The sequence below is a fragment of the Neobacillus sp. D3-1R genome, assembly GCF_052180215.1.
GTDB lineage: Bacteria > Bacillota > Bacilli > Bacillales > Cytobacillaceae > Pseudoneobacillus.
Genome location: NZ_CP197471.1, coordinates 2,921,438 through 2,937,378, shown reverse-complemented (window position 1 = coordinate 2,937,378; position 15,941 = coordinate 2,921,438). Strand labels below are relative to the sequence as shown.

Genomic DNA, 15,941 nt, shown 5'->3' with positions numbered 1-15,941 from the left:
TGAACAGTAACCATAATGGTTAATCCTTTCAGATGAGGGGAAATATAGATTAAAGGTATGGTATAGATTGTAAAAGGAGGATTTATTATGGCTTCGTATACATATAAAAGAATTTTTCTGATTGTTATGGACTCTGTAGGAATTGGAGAAGCACCTGATGCTGAAAAATTTGGAGATAAAGGTTCAGATACACTAGGACATATTGCTGAAAAAATGTACGGCTTAAAAATGCCGAACATGGGACAATTAGGACTAAGTAATATACGAGTAATTAAAGGGATTGAAAAGTCAGCAAAACCGTTAGCTTTCTATACAAAAATGCAAGAAGCATCAAATGGTAAAGATACGATGACAGGACATTGGGAAATCATGGGACTTAATATTCGAACACCTTTCAAAGTTTTCCCAGAAGGTTTTCCACCAGAATTAGTTTCTGAGCTGGAGTCAAGAACAGGAAGAAAAATAATCGGAAACAAACCAGCAAGCGGAACAGAGATTTTGGATGAACTTGGTGAAGAACATATGAAAACTGGCGCATTAATCGTTTATACATCCGCTGATTCTGTTCTACAAATTGCTGCACATGAAGAAATAATTCCAATTGAAGAACAATATAAAATTTGTAAGATTGCCAGAGAACTGACTTTAGATGAAAAATACATGGTAGGTCGCGTTATTGCTCGACCATTTATCGGTGAACCTGGAAGCTTTAAACGTACATCTAATAGACATGATTACGCACTAAAACCATTTGACCGAACAGTAATGAATGAGTTAGCTGATTCAGGATTAGACGTCATTGCAATTGGGAAAATTTCCGATATTTATGATGGCGAAGGGGTAACAGAATCCTTACGAACCGTTTCGAATATGGATGGAATGGATAAATTAGTTCAAACCTTGGATATGGATTTTACAGGTTTAAGCTTTTTAAATTTAGTTGATTTCGATGCACTTTATGGCCACCGTCGAGATCCAATAGGGTATGGTAAAGCGTTAGAAGAATACGATGCAAGACTTCCTGAGGTTTTTGAAAAGATGCAAGAAGATGATTTATTAATCATTACAGCAGATCATGGTAACGATCCCATTCATCCAGGCACGGATCATACCAGAGAATACGTTCCACTATTGGTATATTCTAAGGGAATGACAGAGGGGAAAGAACTGCCTATAAGAGATACCTTTGCCGATATTGGTGCTACAGTAGCTGATAATTTTAATGTGAAGCTACCGAACTATGGTACTAGTTTTATGAGTGAACTAACAAGTAAATAATTTTAGAATAGAAGGAGTAAGAAGATGGATTTTGCAAAAATTCAAAATGCTGCATCATTTTTAAAAGGAAAATACAATAATGTTCCAAAAATAGGATTAATCCTAGGTTCAGGGCTAGGAGTTCTTGCTGAGGAAATTAAAGATGCAGTAAAAATTCCATACAATGAAATACCTGATTTTCCAGTTTCTACAGTGGAAGGGCACGCTGGACAACTTGTTTTTGGTTCAGTTAATGACGTGAAAGTAGTTGCGATGCAAGGGAGATTTCATTACTACGAAGGTTATTCATTTGAAAAAGTAACATTCCCTGTTCGAGTTATGAAGGAATTAGGTGTCGATATTTTAATCGTTACTAATGCAGCAGGTGGGGTAAACGAAAGTTATTCTCCTGGTGACTTAATGATCATTTCTGATCATATAAACAATATGGGAACGAATCCGTTAATTGGTCCGAATGACTCTCGATTAGGGGTGCGTTTCCCGGATATGTCGGAAGGATATTCAAAACAATTAAGAACAATTGCTAGAGAAGTTGCCAAGAATTTATCTATTAAAGTTCAGGAAGGGGTTTATGTTGGTAATACAGGACCATCTTATGAAACCCCTGCTGAAGTTCGTATGCTACGTACTTTAGGTGGCGATGCAGTAGGAATGTCTACAGTTCCAGAGGTCATTGTAGCAAGACATGCAGGTTTAGAAGTAATGGGGATTTCATGTATCTCCAATATGGCAGCTGGAATTCTAGATCAGCCATTAAATCATGAAGAGGTCATTGAAACTACTGAAAAGGTAAAAGCAAACTTTCTATTATTTGTAAAAGAATTAATTAAAAAATATGGTGCTTTGTAAGCGAATTTAGAAAACGGGTGATTATTCATGAGAATGGTAGATTTAATTGAAAAGAAACGTGACGGTTTAGAATTAACAAAAGAAGAAATTCAATTTATTATCAACGGATATACAAATGGGTCCATTCCAGATTACCAAGTAAGTGCTTTTACCATGGCGGTATTTTTTAATGGTATGACTGAAACTGAGAGAGCAGAACTTACAATGGCAATGGTCGAATCAGGAGATCAAATTGACTTATCTCAAATTGAAGGTGTAAAGGTAGATAAACACTCAACTGGTGGCGTAGGAGATACAACAACCTTAGTTTTAGGACCATTAGTGGCAGCAGTTGGAGTACCCGTTGCGAAAATGTCCGGCAGAGGACTAGGGCATACTGGCGGAACAATCGATAAATTAGAATCAGTAGAAGGATTTCATGTTGAAATTGAAAATCAAGAATTTATTGATCTCGTGAACAAAAATAAAATTGCCGTTATTGGACAAAGTGGCAATTTAACACCAGCCGATAAAAAGCTATATGCCCTAAGAGATGTGACTGCAACGGTTGATAGTATTCCGCTAATTGCAAGTTCCATTATGAGTAAAAAAATTGCTGCGGGTGCAGATGCTATTGTACTTGATGTAAAAACAGGTGCAGGGGCATTTATGAAAACGTTAGAAGATTCAAGAGAACTTGCACGTGCAATGGTGCGTATCGGAAATAATGTAGGACGCCGAACAATGGCTATTATTTCTGATATGAGCCAACCATTGGGTTATGCAATTGGAAACTCTTTGGAAGTGAAAGAAGCAATCGATACACTAAGAGGAGAAGGTCCAGAAGATTTAAAAGAACTTTGTTTAGTACTAGGAAGCCAAATGGTATATCTAGCTAAAAAAGCAAATTCTTTACAGGAAGCAAGACAATTATTAGAGGATGCCATAAAAGATGGATCAGCCCTTGAAAAGTTAAAAGAGTTTTTAAGCTCTCAAGGTGGAGATGCTTCTGTTGTAGACGATCCTTCCAAACTGCCTCAAGCTAAATTCATTCTCGAATTAGAAGCAAAAGAGGATGGCTATGTGAAGGAAATTGTCGCAGATGAGATTGGAACCGCAGCTATGTTACTTGGAGCTGGAAGAGCAACCAAGGAGTCATCTATCGATTTAGCGGTTGGTCTTGTATTAAGAAAGAAAATTGGAGATCAAGTCCGTAAAGGTGAATCTCTTGCTACAATTTATAGCAACTTTGAAAATGTGGAAGAAGTAAAAGATATGTTATATAAAAATATCACCATAACATCAGAACCAACAAAAGCTCCTACTCTTGTATATGAAGAAATAACGGAATAAATGGAATGAAAAAACGTCTTAGGCAGAATTCAAAAGCAAACGCTTTAGGTTCACACCTAAGGCGTTTTTTTATTTAGTAAATTTTGTATAAAAGTATTTTATTTGGAAAAAATGGAAGCTATATAAGATAGGAGGGGTATGTTAATGAAACGATTTATTTCAATGATGATTTTAACATTTTTATTATTTTCCTTGATTAGCCCAGTTGCGATGGCGGAGGAGAAAAATAAAACAGACTTAGTTAATGAAGTAAAGTCCGCTATTTTAATTGAACGAGATACTGGTACTGTCATATATGAAAAGAACAGTCAAGAACAACTGCCACCAGCAAGTATGACCAAAATCATGACAATGCTTCTCATTATGGAAGCGATTGATGAAGGTAGATTGTCTTGGGAGGAAAAGGTAAGAGCAAGTGAATATGCGGCCTCTATGGGTGGATCTCAAATTTTCCTTGAGCCTGGAGAAGAAATGACGGTAAAAGAATTATTAAAGGGAATAGCCATTGGTTCTGGTAATGATGCATCTGTCGCGATGGCAGAAAGAATTGGCGGTTCCGAAGAAGCGTTTGTTGAAATGATGAATAAAAAAGCGAAAGAACTAGGATTAAAAAATACAAAGTTTCAAAATACGACTGGATTGCCCGCAAGTGATCATTATAGTACAGCATACGATATGGCAATGATGGCAAAGGAACTACTCAAATATGACAAAATTACGCAATTCACAGGTCAATATGAAGATTATCTAAGGGAAACAACAGATAAAAAGTTTTGGCTTGTAAATACAAATAAATTAGTTCGATTCTATCCTGGTGTAGATGGATTAAAAACAGGATTTACAAGAGAGGCAAAGTATTGTTTAACAGCTACTGCTGAAAAAAATGGTATGCGCGTAATAGCTGTTGTGTTTGGAGCGCCAACTTCAAAGGAACGAAATGCACAGGTAACTAAGCTTTTGGATTACGCTTACAGTCAATATCAAACACATCCAATGTATAAAAGAGGGCATGCCCTTGGAAAAGCAGCTATTAGTAAAGGTGATAAAAAGACAATTGATGCTGTTACTAGCGAACCCATTTCCTTACTAACCAAAAAAGGTGAAAACATTGAAAAAGTGAAAAAGGAAATCACTTTAAAGAAAAACTTAAAGGCTCCTGTTAATAAAGGAGATCAAGTTGGTACGATTAAACTTATTAAGGATGGAAAAGTATTAACTGAAAGTCCTTTAGTAGCGAATGTAGATGTGAAAAAAGCTGGTTGGTGGAAGCTATTTAAGCGTTCTTTTGGAATGTTTACAAAAACAAATTAACCTTTTGTCGAATAGCAAAAATTCTTTTCTACTTTTAGCGAATAAACACTAGTTTTGTCTATATAGAAGGATAATAAAGTGACCACATCGAATTGACTCACTATACCAGATTAAGGAGGCTGAGGATAGTGAGTCTTAACATTGACATGGAAGTGAAAAATGATGTTCTTTGTATTCGCTTAACAGGTGAACTAGACCATCATACCGCAGAAGACTTGCGTGAACTCGCTACAACCGCAATTGAAAAATATAATATTCGTCACATTCTATTAAATTTAGAGCATCTTACTTTTATGGATAGCTCTGGATTGGGAGTTATTTTAGGTAGATACAAGCAAATCAAACAACTTCATGGAGAAATGGTTGTTTGTGCGATCTCCCCTGTAATTCAAAGGTTATTTGACATGTCCGGTCTTTTCAAAATTATTCGTTTAGAACCGACAGAACAATTTGCTTTGGAAAGTTTGGGGGTGGCGTAGAGTTGAAAAACGAAATGAATTTACAGTTTAGTGCATTAAGTCAAAATGAGTCTTTTGCTCGTGTGACAGTAGCCGCATTTGTTGCACAACTTGACCCAACAATGGATGAGCTAACTGAAATAAAAACAGTTGTTTCTGAAGCTGTAACAAATTCGATTATACATGGATATGAAAATAATCCAGATGGAATCGTTTATATTAATGTCACGATTGAAGATGGCTTTATTGATATGACTATTAAAGATAAAGGAATCGGAATTTCTGACGTAGAAGAAGCTATGCAGCCATTATTCACTACAAAACCAGACTTAGAAAGATCTGGAATGGGATTCACGATTATGGAGAATTTCATGGATGAAGTGGAAGTATTTTCACAACCAGGTCGAGGAACCGAGATCAGATTACGAAAGCATTTACTAAACAGCAAAATGCTATGCAATTAAGGAGACTTGCCGATGGATGTGGAGGTCAAAAACGAAAAAACAACACAAACCTATTTAAAAGATCATGAAGTAAAAGAATTGATTAAGAAAAGTCAAGACGGAGACCAAGAAGCAAGGGATATGATTGTTCAAAAAAACATGCGCCTTGTTTGGTCCGTTGTGCAGCGTTTTATCAATCGCGGTTATGAACCGGATGACCTATTCCAAATTGGCTGCATTGGCTTATTAAAGTCAGTTGATAAGTTTGATTTGTCATATGATGTGAAATTTTCTACTTATGCCGTACCTATGATTATTGGAGAAATTCAGCGTTTTATACGTGATGATGGAACGGTAAAGGTTAGTCGTTCTTTAAAAGAAATGGGAAATAAAATACGCAAGGCCAAAGATGAGTTATCCAAAAATCTAGGCAGAATTCCGACAGTTTCAGAATTATCGGAGTATCTTGAGCTTTCACCAGAAGATATTATCCTTGCCCAAGAAGCAAGCCGAACCCCATCATCCATTCATGAGACAGTGTATGAAAATGATGGTGACCCTATTACCTTATTAGATCAAATTGACGATGGAAATGAAGGGAAATGGTTCGATAAAATCGCATTGAAAGAAGCAATTAGAGAATTAGATGAACGTGAAAGGCTAATTGTGTACTTAAGATATTATAAAGATCAAACACAATCAGAAGTAGCCGCTCGTTTAGGCATATCACAAGTTCAGGTATCAAGATTGGAAAAAAAGATACTTCAGCAAATGAAAGACCGTATGGATCTATAAGATTCATACGGTTTTTTTTTTTTAGGCTCTGTTACCAATCCACTATCGTTAATCAGCAAGGTTTTTTCCGTTCCCACTTTAATTAGCAATTATTGGACTTCATGAAAAAAATGTCCTCGAGAAATAATACTTATACAAGGAAATCAATGTGTAGGAAGTGAATGTTTTGGAAAAAACAATTTACATTCGCATGAGACATCGTGTCATTGTACATCCGTTTATTACTGTCAAATTAGGAGACATTGCTCAAGTAATTACTGACGATGAGGTTTATCAAGAAATAATCGCCATTCCTATACACACGATTACGAAGCAGGATAACAATATTATTATTATCGATGTTATGCAGGTAATAAACTTGATTGCTTCATCTTATGAGACGGCTGATATTCAAATAGTGGGTCCCTCACAAACGATTATTGAAGTTGCCTATAAGAAAAGAGGAGTGTCCGCACCACTTTTTATTTTAATTTGGTTATTACTCTTCTTTGGAGCAGCGCTGACCATTATGAACTTCCATGAAGATGTAAGTATGAAAGCTGTACACCAAAATCTTTATACCATCATTACGGGAGAAAAAAATCCGCATCCACTTATTTTTCAAATTCCATATTCTATTGGTCTAGGCTTAGGAATGGTCCTTTTTTTTAATCATATTTTTCGTAAGAGAATTAATGAAGAGCCTAGCCCATTAGAAGTTGAAATGTTCAACTACCAGCAAAATTTAGACCATTATGTCATCATGAATGAAAACAGAGAAAGTTTGAAAAAAGTTGATAAGCATTAAAATACTTATTGTTCTATTTATTGGTTTAGCTGGTGGGTTGGCAGTGGGAACAGGATTTGTAGCTTTTTTAACCGTATTAGGTGTGATTCCGAGATTAACACAATTAAGTAAAACGATGAAAATGATTCATTGGTACGAATGGTCAGTTGTATTAGGTGCATTAGCAGGAACAATTGTGAGCTTAGAGGATGTAATTTTACATTTAACAAAATTTATTTTAATTCCAATTGGATTGGCGGTAGGAATATTTATCGGAATGATCGCTGCAGCATTGACAGAGGTTTTAAATGTATTACCTATATTAGCAAAAAGAGTGGGAGTAGATGGGAAGATAACAAATTTGATAATGGCAATCGTATTAGGTAAAATTTTCGGCTCACTTTTTCATTGGATCTACTTTGTCAAACTCTAGAGGATACGAATCCCCAATGAAAGGACATCAATATGGAAGAGAGAAGACAAGTGATTTTAATAACGGATGGCGATGATTATGCAAGAAGAACAATTGAAAAAGTAGCCAAGGATATAGGCGGACGCTGTATTTCAATGTCTCACGGGAATCCGTCACATTTAACTGGGCCTGAAATCGTAAAGCTCATTAAAAAAGCCGCAAATGACCCTGTTTTAGTTATGTTTGATGATAGCGGTTTTATGGGGGAAGGAGCAGGGGAAAAAGCCCTTAAATATGTAGCTAACCACCAAGACATCAATGTATTAGGTGTCATAGCTGTTGCTTCTAATACACACCAACATGAATGGACTAGAGTGGATGTGTGTATTGACCGTGAAGGGAATTTAACCCCATTTGGTGTCGATAAGCATGGTTTACCTGATTTAGAAATCGGACGAATGAATGGGGATACGGTTTATTGTTTAGATGAGTTAAATATTCCTATCATCGTTGGTATAGGGGATATTGGTAAAATGTCAAAGCATGACCATATAGATAATGGCTCTCCAATTACTAAAAAGGCAGTTGAAATTATCATAGAAAGGAGCGGTTTAAATGTCACAGAAAATGAAGGATAAAAAATCAATCCCGGAGTCATTAGAAGCTATTGAACAGTATATGAAAAATAGGGTTGGCTTAGGTAAAAGTTTTGATTTAGGTGTGAGAAAACTAAAAATACTTAGAAAAGATGTACACCTATACTATGTAAACGGGCTATGTGATACACAGTTCATTATTGAATTATTAGAAGAACTTGTGGAGATCAATGATCACGAAAAGTTATCCACTAATCTTTTTAGTATCGTAGAAAATCGTCTTGTTCACCAGTCGGTTAATCGGATAAAAACATTAGATGAATTAGTAGACCAGGTATTATCAGGGCTAATGGTAGCGGTAGTTGAAGGAGAAACAGAAGGTTTAGTTATTGATGTACGAAGTTATCCTGGACGTCAACCACAAGAACCAGATACCGAAAAAGTAGTACGTGGGGCTCGTGATGGCTATACCGAAAATATTATTGTTAATACTGCACTTACAAGAAGACGAATTCGAGATGAAAAACTGCGGTTTGAAATCATGAAGGTAGGGGAACGTTCTAAAACTGATATAGCAATCGGATATATTGAGGATGTAGCTGATCCAGACCTAGTGGAAGTTATAAAAAAAGAACTAAAGGCTATTGAAACAGACGGATTAACAATGGCTGATAAAACCGTAGAGGAATTTTTAGTGAAACAGGGTTATAATCCATTTCCACTTGTAAGGTATTCGGAACGCCCTGATGTCGTTTCAGCACATATTTTAGAGGGCCATGTCATTATCTTTGTAGACACTTCACCGAGTGTCATGATTACACCAACAACCTTTTTCCATCATGTTCAACATGCTGAGGAATACCGTCAATCACCTGCCGTTGGTACATTTGTAAGATGGGTTCGATTTATAGGTATTTTCACATCCATTTTTCTTTTACCACTATGGTTTTTATTTATTTTAGAACCAGATTTATTGCCGGAACGTTTAGCCTTTATTGGTCCAAATAAAGAAACGAATATTCCAGTTATTGCCCAATTGTTATTTGCAGATTTGGGGATAGAGTTCCTTAGAATGGCGGCTGTTCATACACCCACTTCGCTTTCAACTGCTATGGGTTTAATTGCCGCCGTATTAATTGGACAAATTGCTATTGATGTAGGTTTGTTTGTACCAGAAGTTATCTTATATGTAGCGGTTGCAGGTATAGGTAATTTTATGACACCGAGTTATGAATTAGGAATTGCAAATAAAATCGTAAGGCTATTCCTTCTCATAATCGTAGCTATTTTCCATGTCCCTGGATATGTAGCAGGTGTAACCTTGTTTATTCTATTGCTTGCAAGTATTCGTTCCTTAAATATTCGTTATTTTTGGCCATTTTTACCTTTCCAGCCCATTGCTTTTTTCAAAATCTTAGTTCGCCAATCCGTTCCTGGAGCGAAAATGAGACCAAGCATTACACATGCTAGAAATCGTTACCGTCAGCCGACAAATTGATGTTGAAAACCAATTGCAGATTCCCTTTACTTATGATAAAGTTTTTAATTAAATAAAGCGTTACAGTTTTAAATAGACAGTTTCGTAAAGATTCTGTCTATTTTATATCCTTGAGGTTATATAGGAATGAGGGACATGGAATGCATTTTTATGGAACGGCAAAAATTAATTCTCAGCGCCACTTAGAAATAGGCGGTGTTGATACCGTTGATTTAGTGGAAAAGTATGGAACACCTCTTTACGTATATGATGTGGCGTTAATTCGTGAACGAGCACGTGGTTTTAAAACCACTTTTGAAAATTTAGAAGTGAAGGCGCAAGTTGCATATGCTAGTAAAGCATTTTCAACTATAGGAATGGTACAACTTGTCCATGAAGAAGGTCTCTCTTTGGATGTGGTATCTGGTGGAGAATTATATACTGCGCTTGCTGCAAAATTTCCGACGGAAAAAATTCACTTCCATGGAAATAATAAAAGTTTAGAAGAACTTGAAATGGCACTAGAGCATCAAATTGGCTGCATAGTAGTGGATAACTTTTTTGAATTAGAACAGCTTATTCATTTATGTGAGGCGAAAAATACGAAAGCAAAGATATTACTTCGTGTTACACCTGGAATTGAAGCACATACTCATGATTATATTCTTACCGGTCAAGAAGATTCTAAGTTTGGCTTTGATCTACAAAATGGACAAGCAGAAACGGCGTTAAAAATGGCCCTTAAATATGAAAGATTAGAGGTACTAGGCATCCACTGTCACATTGGATCGCAAATTTTTGATACAACTGGTTTTATTCTTGCAACACAAAAGATCTTTGAAAAGCTAAACCAATGGAGATCAGATTTTGGATATACTTCTACGGTTTTAAATCTCGGTGGGGGCTTTGGTATTCGTTACACCAGTGAAGACGAACCTATTCCGCCAGCAAAATATGTAGAAGAAATTATTTTGGAAGTAAAGAGACAAATCGAAAAATTTAAAATGGAACTTCCCGAAATTTGGATAGAACCTGGCCGGTCTTTAGTTGCAGATGCTGGAACAACTCTGTATAAAATTGGGTCACAAAAGGAAGTTCCAAATGTTAGAAAGTATGTAGCAGTTGACGGAGGAATGAGCGATAATATTCGTCCGGCTCTCTATCAAGCTAAATACGAAGCTGTTCTCGCTAATCGCCCTCTAGACGAAGTGGAGGAAACGGTGGCTATCTCAGGGAAATGCTGTGAATCTGGAGATATGTTAATTTGGGACTTACCTCTTCCAAAATCGGACAACAATGATATTTTGGCTGTTTTCTGTACTGGGGCATACGGTTATTCTATGGCGAATAATTATAATAGAATACCTAGACCACCAGTTGTTTTTGTAGAAGATGGAATGGTAGAATTAGTTGTAAAACGTGAAACCTTTGAAGATTTAGTACGTTTAGATTTATCATTAAAGAAAAAAGTGGAAATATAAATGATTATGAGGTTAACCCTTTATATAGTATGGTTAACCTCTTTTTCTTACCTCTCTTTTTTGCTAAACTTAAATTAGGATTGAAGTCTAATACTTTATGTAATATGATAACCATTAGATATATGCAACAAACGTATTACTTATACATATAATATGAAGAAAAAGTTTAAGCATTTAAGTATTTGGAGAAACTAGAACATTAGTGAGAACAATTTAGATCTGTTCACTTTATTCGAATACAGCCTTTACTTAAATTAATGAGGGATATATATGTTAATTCGCTATAAAAAAACATTTGAAAAAATAGCCATGGGGTTATTGTCCTTTATGCCAAATGAAAAGGACCTTAAGAAACTGCAGCAATCCATGAAAAACTATGAACATGAAGATTCATGGCAACTTTTTTTATGGAAAGAAGAAGATATCATTGGATTAATAGGACTAACCTTTCGCGATGAACATTCCTACGAGATTCAGCATATATCTGTCAATCCGTCTCATCGAAATCAAGGTATAGGAAAAAAGATGGTTCAAGCAATTAAAGAGTTGTATCCAGACAAGATGCTGGTTACTAATACGTTGACAGAAGCTTTTATTCAAAAGTGTGAAACAGAAGATTGTTAACCAGTTGAACAAAAAGACAGTTATTCACTGTCTTTTTTTTTGCGATTATAAATGGCCTTTTCTCTTTCCTTAATTACATCTGAACGATCCCGAAGCTTATGCCGATTTACAAGATATTCATTAGACAAATCACTTTTCTTGCCCCATGAACATGGATCATAATGAGGGAAATAATCGATGAACACCTGACGAAATAGAGGTAGTGAATAGCTTTCATAAAATTCTTTTTTTCTAATCCTTGTTAAATGAGTATCTAATTGTTCAAAAAATAATTGGGAATCAATTCCTAAAGCCGTTAGCTCGGTTTCTTTAGCATACAGAATATTTATTGCTTTTTCTAAGGTTCTGATAGCACCTGGAAAATTTTGACGACGGTGATGATAATTCGCGACAGCTAGCAAAATCAGACCCACCCATATCGAGTTTTTTTCCTGGTTCGTTTCTTGTTTCCAAAAGTCTTCAAGAATTTCATGACATTCAAAATAATCCCGATCAACATGAAAGTGATATAAATACTTTACAAAAGCATTAGGTAACAATATAATTCCTCCAATCCACAACTCCTTTTATTATACTATTCAAATTTGAAAGCTAAAAATACTTTCCTCCTTTATCTAGGAAAAGGGGATATTTTCTAGATGTTTTCCTATAGTAAACTCTATACTAAAACGAAATTATTCAGTAAAATGAAGGTATTACTGGATGAAAAAGAAATTTTGGTGAGAATATGCAACAATATAATGTAAAAATTGATACCTTTGAAGGACCATTAGATTTACTGCTTCATTTAATAAACAGATTAGAAATTGATATATATGATATACCGGTGGCGGAAGTAACGGAACAGTATTTAATATATATTCATACGATGAAAGAACTGCATTTAGATATGGCAAGTGAATATTTAGTAATGGCAGCTACGTTGCTTGCCATTAAGAGTAAGATGCTTCTCCCTAAGCATGAGGAAGAAGTACTTGGTGATGAGTTAGAATATCACTTGGAGGAAGACCCGCGCGACGAACTGGTCGAGAGACTAATAGAATATCGTAAATATAAAGAAGCAGCCCAGGATTTAAAAACGTTAGAAGAAGAAAGAAGCTTAATGTTTTCAAAACCTCCAAGCGATCTATCTGAGCTATCAAAAGAGATAGTAATGGATCGTGTAGAGTTAAATGTTTCTCTTTATGACATGCTCGGAGCTTTTCAGAAGTTAATGAGAAGAAAGAAGCTTCAAAAGCCGCTTTCAACTAAAATTGCAAGGCAAGAAGTTTCCATTGAAAAGAGGATGGAAGAAATATTATTGGATTTAAAGAATTTTAGAGGTAAAAAAAGCTTTTATGATCTCTTTCCATTCCCACAAAAGGAACAAATGGTTGTTAGCTTCTTAGCCATTTTAGAATTAATGAAACGAAAAGAAATAAGAATAGAACAGGAAGGGAATTTTGCGGAGATTTATGTAATGTCTTTGGAAGGAGCAGAATTAATTGGAAATCATTAATTGGACAGGCATTGTGGAAAGTCTTTTGTTTGCTGCCGGGGATGAAGGCCTTTCCTTAAAGCAAATATCCAGCGTGCTTGAAGTAGATGAGCAAATAGCAGAAGATATTATTCAAAATCTACAAGCTGAGTATGAAAATAAAAATCGTGGAATCTCGATTGTTGAACTGGCTGGAACCTTTCAATTAGCTACTAAAAAGGAGAATGCTTCTTATTTAAAAAAGCTAGTGGAAGCCCCATCAAACTCAAGTTTATCCCAGGCAGCATTAGAAACTTTAGCGATTATCGCTTATAAGCAGCCTATTACACGATTGGAAATAGAGGAAATTAGAGGTGTGAAAACGGAACGTCCACTTCAAACTTTAATGAGTAAAGTGTTAATTAAGGAAGTCGGGAGATCAGAAGGAACGGGAAGAGCTTACCTTTATGGTACAACTAAGGAGTTTTTAGAATCCTTTGGACTTAAAAGTCTTGAGGAATTACCGCCTTTACCTGAAAAATTCGAAGAGGACTTTGTTCAAGAAGAAGCCGATTTATTTTTCGAAAAATTTCAAGAAACAATGGGTTCTAACGGCTAACTCTTTGGATAATATGCTAATATATGTATGTAATGTACAATCAGGAGGGTTAATATGATAATAAAAGAATGTAAAGGTTATGAACTTGAAAAAGAAAAGCCGAATACATCCGAAGACTACTTTAATCGGAGTGAGATTACATACGTTGAAGATGGAGTAGAAAAAAGTCTTCATGTACTATATGTACGTTACTATGAAGAACATTTTAAACAATATACTCCGTTTGAAGAAAATCCATTTTTTAATGTGAATGGAACAGATATTTATATTAAAGATATTGTTGCACTTGTTTGCTTATTAAAGAATCCAGGACTAAGACATCGCAAACGTCTATATATTAATACGGAAAAAGAATTTCAATTTTGTTTCCAAGATATGAATATTGAAAAATTGAAAGAGCTTTTAACAGACTTAAACGGAAAAAATCAAGTTGAGATCAAATCACCACTTCAATATGTTGTTCAACCCAACTAAGAAAGGGGAAAATGGATGGCTAACACGATTGTAGAATCGCAGCTAGAAGATGTAAAGAATCATTTAGATAAAACCGTCATGCTTCTTGAAAAGTTTTTAAATGAAACTACACTTCATCATTTAGTTCAGGAAGATAAAGATTTGGTCGATTATTATAAGAAATTATTATCACAATGCCGGCGATTACTGGTATATAGTGAAGAAGGATTAGAAGCTTCTCAAATGATTCTTAAAACATCCCCATTTCCTAAGGCATTGGCAGAAAAAATCTTATATAAAATATATCATCAGTGTATTGAAGAGTTCTTTTCACCAAAAAGCGATGTGTGGTATGAAGACAGTAGAGCTGCCTACACGGGGAAAAATGCGATATGTTTTCGAGATGATGTTTCCGCATCTATTCAGCTATTGTTTCAGCAATTAGAAGGCGGGTTCCAACATTTACGTGAAGAACTTGAATATTATGAAACGGATTATAAAACTAAATTACTGCAATCCAAATGAGTGGTTCATTGAACCACTCATTTTTTTCGAATTATATCCTTTTCTTGGAATCGTTAGAGTCATAGATTCATACGATGTAGATTGAATCAATGAAAACGAAAGAAGGGGACTTTATGACTGAATTTGAAAATTACGTAAAGGACTTATTCGGTTGGAATGAAGAAATGAAATCTTTTTTGCAATCAGAAAATGTACAACATGGGGAAGGAATATGGAAAAGCTTAGACCAATTTTCAAAAATTATAGAAACGGTTAAAGATCCTACAAATCAAGAAGAAATCATTAATATTCAAAGAAAGGCGGAAGCACTGCATCAAGAGGTAGAAGAATATTTTTCAGAAAGACAGCATCTAGGTTCTATTTGGATGAAAAAAACGGCAGTCGAAGCTGGGAAGCATAAGCTTCCAGTTTTAACCTATCCTTACAATGGACTGGAGCCTTACATTTCTGAAGAAATTATGAAATTGCATCATGATACACATCATCGTGCTTATGTAGAGGGATTAAATAAAGCTGAATTAAAGTTAAAGGATGCACGAGAAAAAAATGATTTTTCTCTTGTTAAACATTGGTCAAGGGAATTAGCTTTTCATGGGTCGGGTCATTATTTACACACCATATTTTGGAATAATATGATGCCAAATGGTGGAGGAAAGCCCTCTGGTAAACTTTTAAAAGAGATTAATGACTATTTTGGAAGCTTTGAAGCTTTTCAAATGCATTTTACAGAAGCGGCAAAACAGGTAGAGGGAGTTGGCTGGGCATTACTGGTTTGGTCACCTCGTGCCCATCATCTTGAAATATTACAGTCTGAGCGTCACATGCTTTTGACTCAATGGGATACGATCCCTCTTTTAGTACTAGATGTTTGGGAACACGCTTATTACTTGCAATATAAGTCAAATAGGCAGGAATACGTAAAAAATTGGTGGAATGTAGTGAATTGGGAAGATGTGGAGGAACGGTTTGAAAAAGCCATGGAATTAAAATGGAATCCGTTTTAATAACTAAAACAATACCTGTCCTTTTTTAGTCATAAGCACCCCCTTATCTTGCATAAACTTGT

19 protein-coding genes are annotated in these 15,941 nt (G+C 35.4%); 18 read left to right on the top strand and 1 reads right to left on the bottom strand.

What is annotated here, in order from left to right:
• Positions 1–87: 87 nt before the first annotated feature.
• The 13 genes from deoB (at position 88) to ACSBPO_RS15030 (ending at position 11,822) form a co-directional block, all read left to right on the top strand.
• Positions 88–1,278 (top strand): phosphopentomutase, encoded by a 1,191-nt coding sequence (gene deoB / locus ACSBPO_RS15090; protein WP_442594678.1) that lies wholly within the window; start codon positions 88–90, stop codon positions 1,276–1,278.
• A 24-nt stretch (positions 1,279–1,302) separates the two neighbouring features.
• A complete protein-coding gene (locus ACSBPO_RS15085; protein ID WP_442594676.1) occupies positions 1,303–2,127 on the top strand; it encodes a purine-nucleoside phosphorylase in 825 nt (274 codons plus the stop codon).
• 27 nt (positions 2,128–2,154) lie between these two features.
• Positions 2,155–3,459, top strand: coding sequence for a pyrimidine-nucleoside phosphorylase (locus ACSBPO_RS15080; protein ID WP_442594674.1), 1,305 nt, complete (start codon positions 2,155–2,157; stop codon positions 3,457–3,459).
• 144 nt (positions 3,460–3,603) lie between these two features.
• Complete coding sequence (locus tag ACSBPO_RS15075; protein ID WP_442594672.1) at positions 3,604–4,770, top strand: D-alanyl-D-alanine carboxypeptidase family protein; 1,167 nt, start codon at positions 3,604–3,606, stop codon at positions 4,768–4,770.
• A gap of 128 nt (positions 4,771–4,898) precedes the next feature.
• Positions 4,899–5,249, top strand: coding sequence for an anti-sigma F factor antagonist (spoIIAA, locus tag ACSBPO_RS15070; RefSeq protein ID WP_442594670.1), 351 nt, complete (start codon positions 4,899–4,901; stop codon positions 5,247–5,249).
• Between the two features lie 2 nt (positions 5,250–5,251).
• The gene (gene spoIIAB / locus ACSBPO_RS15065) at positions 5,252–5,692 is read left to right on the top strand and encodes an anti-sigma F factor (protein WP_442594668.1); all 441 of its coding nucleotides are present in this window, start codon (positions 5,252–5,254) and stop codon (positions 5,690–5,692) included.
• A gap of 12 nt (positions 5,693–5,704) precedes the next feature.
• Positions 5,705–6,466, top strand: coding sequence for an RNA polymerase sporulation sigma factor SigF (sigF, locus tag ACSBPO_RS15060; RefSeq protein ID WP_442594666.1), 762 nt, complete (start codon positions 5,705–5,707; stop codon positions 6,464–6,466).
• Positions 6,467–6,632: 166 nt separating this feature from the next.
• Positions 6,633–7,253 (top strand): stage V sporulation protein AA, encoded by a 621-nt coding sequence (locus ACSBPO_RS15055; protein ID WP_442594664.1) that lies wholly within the window; start codon positions 6,633–6,635, stop codon positions 7,251–7,253.
• Entirely contained in the window at positions 7,243–7,665 is a 423-nt protein-coding gene (locus ACSBPO_RS15050; RefSeq protein ID WP_442600380.1) for a stage V sporulation protein AB, read from the top strand. Before ACSBPO_RS15055 ends, ACSBPO_RS15050 begins: the two co-directional genes overlap by 11 nt.
• Positions 7,666–7,697: 32 nt before the next feature.
• Positions 7,698–8,282, top strand: a complete 585-nt coding sequence (locus ACSBPO_RS15045) for a stage V sporulation protein AE (protein WP_442594658.1) — start codon at positions 7,698–7,700, stop codon at positions 8,280–8,282.
• On the top strand, positions 8,260–9,738 hold the full coding sequence (locus tag ACSBPO_RS15040; RefSeq protein WP_442594656.1) for a spore germination protein: 1,479 nt from the start codon (positions 8,260–8,262) through the stop codon (positions 9,736–9,738). Before ACSBPO_RS15045 ends, ACSBPO_RS15040 begins: the two co-directional genes overlap by 23 nt.
• A gap of 140 nt (positions 9,739–9,878) precedes the next feature.
• Complete coding sequence (gene lysA, locus ACSBPO_RS15035; RefSeq protein ID WP_442594655.1) at positions 9,879–11,198, top strand: diaminopimelate decarboxylase; 1,320 nt, start codon at positions 9,879–9,881, stop codon at positions 11,196–11,198.
• Between the two features lie 270 nt (positions 11,199–11,468).
• Positions 11,469–11,822 carry a GNAT family N-acetyltransferase gene (locus tag ACSBPO_RS15030; RefSeq protein ID WP_442594653.1) on the top strand — a complete coding sequence of 118 codons (354 nt, stop codon included), beginning with the start codon at positions 11,469–11,471 and terminating at the stop codon, positions 11,820–11,822.
• 20 nt (positions 11,823–11,842) lie between these two features.
• On the opposite strand, the gene ACSBPO_RS15025 is transcribed toward ACSBPO_RS15030, so the two are convergent.
• Complete coding sequence (locus tag ACSBPO_RS15025) at positions 11,843–12,361, bottom strand: DUF309 domain-containing protein (protein ID WP_442594651.1); 519 nt, start codon at positions 12,359–12,361, stop codon at positions 11,843–11,845.
• A 188-nt stretch (positions 12,362–12,549) separates the two neighbouring features.
• On the opposite strand from ACSBPO_RS15025, the gene ACSBPO_RS15020 reads away from it, so the two are divergent.
• The 5 genes from ACSBPO_RS15020 (at position 12,550) to ACSBPO_RS15000 (ending at position 15,879) form a co-directional block, all read left to right on the top strand.
• Positions 12,550–13,320: a segregation/condensation protein A gene (locus tag ACSBPO_RS15020; RefSeq protein ID WP_442594649.1), complete on the top strand. Its 771-nt coding sequence runs from the start codon at positions 12,550–12,552 to the stop codon at positions 13,318–13,320.
• Positions 13,307–13,897, top strand: a complete 591-nt coding sequence (scpB, locus tag ACSBPO_RS15015) for an SMC-Scp complex subunit ScpB (protein WP_442594647.1) — start codon at positions 13,307–13,309, stop codon at positions 13,895–13,897. The genes ACSBPO_RS15020 and scpB overlap by 14 nt, the downstream gene beginning before the upstream one ends.
• 54 nt (positions 13,898–13,951) lie before the next feature.
• The gene (locus ACSBPO_RS15010) at positions 13,952–14,371 is read left to right on the top strand and encodes a hypothetical protein (protein WP_442594645.1); all 420 of its coding nucleotides are present in this window, start codon (positions 13,952–13,954) and stop codon (positions 14,369–14,371) included.
• 15 nt (positions 14,372–14,386) lie between these two features.
• Positions 14,387–14,875, top strand: coding sequence for a DUF3907 family protein (locus tag ACSBPO_RS15005; RefSeq protein ID WP_442594643.1), 489 nt, complete (start codon positions 14,387–14,389; stop codon positions 14,873–14,875).
• Between the two features lie 113 nt (positions 14,876–14,988).
• A complete protein-coding gene (locus ACSBPO_RS15000) occupies positions 14,989–15,879 on the top strand; it encodes a superoxide dismutase (protein ID WP_442594641.1) in 891 nt (296 codons plus the stop codon).
• The last annotated feature ends 62 nt before the right edge of the window (positions 15,880–15,941 follow it).

Coding starts and splice junctions, on each gene's coding strand:
- ACSBPO_RS15030 (WP_442594653.1), top strand. CDS start 11,469: ATGTTAATTCGCTATAAAAAAACATTTGAAAAAATAGCCATGGGGTTA.
- ACSBPO_RS15080 (WP_442594674.1), top strand. CDS start 2,155: ATGAGAATGGTAGATTTAATTGAAAAGAAACGTGACGGTTTAGAATTA.
- ACSBPO_RS15005 (WP_442594643.1), top strand. CDS start 14,387: ATGGCTAACACGATTGTAGAATCGCAGCTAGAAGATGTAAAGAATCAT.
- ACSBPO_RS15085 (WP_442594676.1), top strand. CDS start 1,303: ATGGATTTTGCAAAAATTCAAAATGCTGCATCATTTTTAAAAGGAAAA.
- ACSBPO_RS15020 (WP_442594649.1), top strand. CDS start 12,550: ATGCAACAATATAATGTAAAAATTGATACCTTTGAAGGACCATTAGAT.
- ACSBPO_RS15010 (WP_442594645.1), top strand. CDS start 13,952: ATGATAATAAAAGAATGTAAAGGTTATGAACTTGAAAAAGAAAAGCCG.
- sigF (WP_442594666.1), top strand. CDS start 5,705: ATGGATGTGGAGGTCAAAAACGAAAAAACAACACAAACCTATTTAAAA.
- ACSBPO_RS15040 (WP_442594656.1), top strand. CDS start 8,260: ATGTCACAGAAAATGAAGGATAAAAAATCAATCCCGGAGTCATTAGAA.
- ACSBPO_RS15000 (WP_442594641.1), top strand. CDS start 14,989: ATGACTGAATTTGAAAATTACGTAAAGGACTTATTCGGTTGGAATGAA.
- lysA (WP_442594655.1), top strand. CDS start 9,879: ATGCATTTTTATGGAACGGCAAAAATTAATTCTCAGCGCCACTTAGAA.
- ACSBPO_RS15075 (WP_442594672.1), top strand. CDS start 3,604: ATGAAACGATTTATTTCAATGATGATTTTAACATTTTTATTATTTTCC.
- deoB (WP_442594678.1), top strand. CDS start 88: ATGGCTTCGTATACATATAAAAGAATTTTTCTGATTGTTATGGACTCT.
- ACSBPO_RS15045 (WP_442594658.1), top strand. CDS start 7,698: ATGGAAGAGAGAAGACAAGTGATTTTAATAACGGATGGCGATGATTAT.